This is a genomic window from Seleniivibrio woodruffii (assembly GCF_004339245.1).
GTDB classification, from domain to species: domain Bacteria; phylum Chrysiogenota; class Deferribacteres; order Deferribacterales; family Geovibrionaceae; genus Seleniivibrio; species Seleniivibrio woodruffii.
Window position 1 is genome coordinate 1 of sequence record NZ_SMGG01000011.1, and the last position, 4,038, is coordinate 4,038.

At 50.7% G+C, this 4,038-nt stretch carries 3 protein-coding genes; all 3 read right to left on the bottom strand.

All coding sequences use genetic code 11. The features are described 5' to 3' along the window. Positions 1-384: 384 nt before the first annotated feature. The 3 genes from C8D98_RS13650 to C8D98_RS13950 are packed head-to-tail and all read right to left on the bottom strand — an operon-like array spanning position 385 to position 3,895. Positions 385-1,005 carry a 4Fe-4S dicluster domain-containing protein gene (locus C8D98_RS13650; RefSeq protein ID WP_132874723.1) on the bottom strand — a complete coding sequence of 207 codons (621 nt, stop codon included), beginning with the start codon at positions 1,003-1,005 and terminating at the stop codon, positions 385-387. A 12-nt stretch (positions 1,006-1,017) separates the two neighbouring features. Beyond that, entirely contained in the window at positions 1,018-3,630 is a 2,613-nt protein-coding gene (locus C8D98_RS13655) for a molybdopterin-dependent oxidoreductase (protein ID WP_243640977.1), read from the bottom strand. Next, entirely contained in the window at positions 3,593-3,895 is a 303-nt protein-coding gene (locus C8D98_RS13950) for a twin-arginine translocation signal domain-containing protein (RefSeq protein WP_243640978.1), read from the bottom strand. The genes C8D98_RS13655 and C8D98_RS13950 overlap by 38 nt, the downstream gene beginning before the upstream one ends. Positions 3,896-4,038: the final 143 nt, after the last annotated feature.

Below are 4,038 nucleotides of genomic sequence, written 5' to 3' on the forward strand. Positions count from 1 at the left end.
GTCAGCCCTACTCCTGTCATGCTCTGTTTGAACTGACCGGGAGTCGTCTGCATGGACCAGTTGTCGGGGGTTGTGTAGCCGTCCGCCTCAAAGGCACTGGCAACACCGACCGAGCCAAGCAGAAGGACTGTTATAAACAGACTGCTCAACAAATGTCGCATGGTTCCTCCTTGTAGGTAATTCAATCAACCCTGAACTAATGCACATTATCTGCATATGTTCTGTCGATTTTTACGACATTTACCATCGCAAAGGTTAAGACTGAGTTAAGAACGATACGAATATAAAAATATTGTGGTATCAATGCGTTATACCCATGCAAACATAACGTTCAGTCTTAAGTGTAAAGGCGGAGGAAATAATCCTCCGCCACATATGTTTAGCTTATTCCTTCGGTTTAAAGAATATCGAAGGTACGGTGTCGCCGGACTTAAGCGTGTTGCCGTTGGAGTCCTTGTCTGACTGCGGGAAGCCTACAACAGTGCGAACCGCTGTGGGATATTTCGCCGCTATCTCCTCGGCTGTGCCGAAATCAAGCGCACGCTGAGGACAGGATGCTACGCATGAAGGCTGAAGCCCTTCTGCCTGTCTGTCCCAGCACATGGTACATTTCTGCATGGGGTGAGCCACTGCCCAGCTCGCCTGTTTTACAGGTTCGCTTGCATCGTCGGCAAACTGAGGTGCGCCGTAGGGGCACGCAACAGCACAGGCCTTGATGGACTGGCAGAGGTCACGGTTGACGATAACGATACCGTCTTCCGCACGCTTATAGATAGCTCCCACGGGGCAAGCCGCTGTACATGCAGGGTTTGCGCAATGGTTGCAGGATACCACGAGGTTAAACACCTTTACATCGGGGAAAGAACCGACTTCCGTGTCTGAAAGTCTTCTCCATCTCGCCTCGCCGGGCTTAACGTCGTTCCAGTCTTTGCATGCTACCACGCAAGCGTGACAGCCCATGCATCTATTCTGATCAAAGTAAAATGCCATCTGTTTTGCAGACATCTGATTCCTCCATTAAGCCTTAGTGATCTTCACACGGCAGTCGTTAGCGGAAGTCATACCTTTGCATATCCTTGAGGGACGTGCGGTAATGACCGTGTTTGCGCATCCGCCGATGTCAACGCCCTGTGCGTTCTGTTTCTGCCATGCACCCTGACCGATGTGGATGAGTTTTCTGGCAACTCTGTTTGTAACGATAACGGAAACGTACATTTTGCCCCTTGCGTTTTCGATGAGCGCCCTGTCACCTGTGGCAAGACCAAGGTCGGCAGCATCGGAGGGGTTCAGCCAGATAGGCTCGTATACGTTGTCGTCCCATACGCCGTCGGTATATTTACGGCCGGGATCAAGATACGAGGGATTACCGTGGATATCTTTTTTAAAGTTCTCGTTCAGGTACGCAACGTTGTTAAGAGTTGAGTGTGAACGATACATAAGGTGCCATGTGTGCAGAGTGTATTTGTAACCTGCGGCATCAACACCTGCGGGGTCATCGTGTGCAAGTTCGTCTGAAGGGTCGGTATAGTCAACCGCATGTCTTCCCTCAACTGTGGGAATGTACATGGGGATGGGATATACGAATCTTCTGCCTGCGTTTGCGCCTGTTCCCGCTGTGTAGAGGGTTCCGCCGTGGTACAGAGTGGTGAGACCCGCTCCGTCGGAAGTTACTGTGTCGATGTTCTCGTGATGCCTTGCTTCGTAGTCTTCAACCATGTTGGCGCAGAAGGCTTCAAACTTGCCGCTTGCGCTGTTCAGAGGGCTGGTTACGGGGTTGGCTCTGAAAGCCTTGTGGGATATTGCATAGGTGGATGCGTTGTATGTGCCGTGGAGAGTGGCGATACCTTTTTCGCACCATTCGTCATAGCTCATGCCGTATTTAGTGGAAAGGTTGCCTGCATCCCAGCCTGCTTTAAGTCTGGCTTCCATACCCTCCTGACCTTCGGCATAGCCGCCGAGGAAGTCGGATTTTTTGCCCAGTTTTTCAGCAAGTCCGGTACAAATTTCATATTCTGAAAGAACTTCACCGGGTATATCGTTTACTTTGTTGAGTCTTAAAAGTGCCTCGGTAGAGGTTATAGCGGCCGGTTTTTCACCCTGCATAGTTGCGGGGAGGATGTAGTCCGACATTGCCGCAGAGGGGGTCATAAAGTGATCCCATGTGACTATCATTTCGCATTTTGTTTTGTCGGAGAAAACACTTTTGTTATAGTTAACGTCACCGGACTGGTTGACCATGATGTTTCCTGCAGGGGCGAAGATTATTTTTCCGAAACCTGCATGGATGGCCTTAACCTGACCGTCGTTCCATTTTGATGTTCCTGTTCCTGCTCTGTCAACAGCATCCGGAACAACAAAAACAGGCAGGTTATATCTCTGTCCTGTGGGCACATAGGTAAGGTCTGTGACCTTTGTGTTGTCATACAGAGCTGTCAGCGACACGCTGTTGGTGTTGCTCAGCATCTGGCTGGGGTTAGACTGTGAGGTGTTGCTCACGGGATATCCCGAACCCTGACCTGCAAGACCGAAGTTTTTGGTTACAACAGAGAATGCTCTGTGCAGCCAGATGGCCTGCTCGGATTCGGTGTGACGCTGATATCCGCCGCCGATGAAAGTGTTGACTTTCTTTGTGAGATACATTTCTGCAAGCTCACGGATCTTCGCAGCGGGGATACCTGTGATCTTCTCTGCCCATTCGGGTGTTTTCGCACGCTGACCCCAGACATGGACTGTTTTACCGTGAAGAACATCGGTTGAGTTCACGTTGTAGCCTATTGTGTCGGGATAGATTGAAAGTCCTGTGTTCAGACCTGCTGTGACAAGATCGTTTTCGTTACCCATGATGAACGCAGACAGTGAACCGCCCGCAGGAACCGCATATGCGGCGTTTGCTGTGCGTCCGGCCACGAAAGTGTTGCCTGTGTCAAAGAAACCGTACATATAGGTTTTGATGAAGTCTGTATCAAGGTCAGCAAGGTGGTTCTTCAGCAGGTGATACATCATCGCCAGCAGAAGCGCACCGTCGGTACAGGGCATGATGTTGATGTAGTCGTCGGCCAGTGTTGCCGCTGATTTTGAAAGCCTTGTATCGATATATGTAAAGGGTACTCCGGACTCTTTGACCTGAGTGAGATACCAGCCCGCATTGGTAGCCTGTATCATTTCGTGAGGGTTAAAGCCCCACATAACAACTCTGTCAGATCTGAGTGCATCCTGATATGCGTTACCGTTGGGAAGGAAGTTTGATTTTCCTTCAACAAAGGGTGCAACGTGCTCAAGAGCGGGGAAGCTGTAGTCGGTATAGTAATATGTGTATCCGCCGAGCAGGTTAAGCAGTCTGTGCAGTGAGTTTCTTGCCCAGCCTGTCTGGTCGCCTGATGAATAGATAGAGTGGATGCCCTTTGCGCCGAATCTGGACACAACGTCCTGCATTTTGGCGGCAATTTCCGTAAACGCCTGATCCCATGAGATTCTCACGAAACCGTTGACGTCGCCTCTGTTTCCTGTCTGTTTCAGAGGATAGAGAAGACGGTCGTTGCGGTAGAACCACTGCTTTCTGGAGTGGCATCTAACACAGGAACGGTACTGAGGATCATCGCCCTCTGCAATGCTTTTGTCCGTGCGTATCATCAGTAACGATACGTTTGATAACGCCGTCTTTTACATAGTAACGGCTCACACAGCGGCCTCCGCAGTTGTGAGGTGTTCCGCCTGCGATAACTTTCTCTGTTATCTTGGGAACCTCAACTGTGGTGTCCTCTTCCATATATGTCTTGCCGCCGCCTCCGCCGCCGCATCCGTAAAGGGCGGCTGTAGCTCCCGCCACGCTCGCTCCCTTGAGGAACGTACGGCGGGTGAAGGATGTGCTGTTCAGAAGTTTCTCTTTAAGGCTCATTGTTTAACTCCCTATTTGCTGTACTGATTTGGTGCATGCGCTGTCTTGTGGCATGTAAAGCAGGTTGTCTCCTGTACAGGGAAGTGACAGCCTGTGGTGCAGTGACGGTTAAGAGGCTCACGCCAGCCCGGTCGGTGGCTGGA

Bases quoted from the DNA above. Each gene is read 5' to 3' on its own strand.
- C8D98_RS13650 (WP_132874723.1), bottom strand. From the start codon at position 1,005: ATGTCTGCAAAACAGATGGCATTTTACTTTGATCAGAATAGATGCATG.
- C8D98_RS13655 (WP_243640977.1), bottom strand. From the start codon at position 3,630: ATGATACGCACGGACAAAAGCATTGCAGAGGGCGATGATCCTCAGTAC.
- C8D98_RS13950 (WP_243640978.1), bottom strand. From the start codon at position 3,895: ATGAGCCTTAAAGAGAAACTTCTGAACAGCACATCCTTCACCCGCCGT.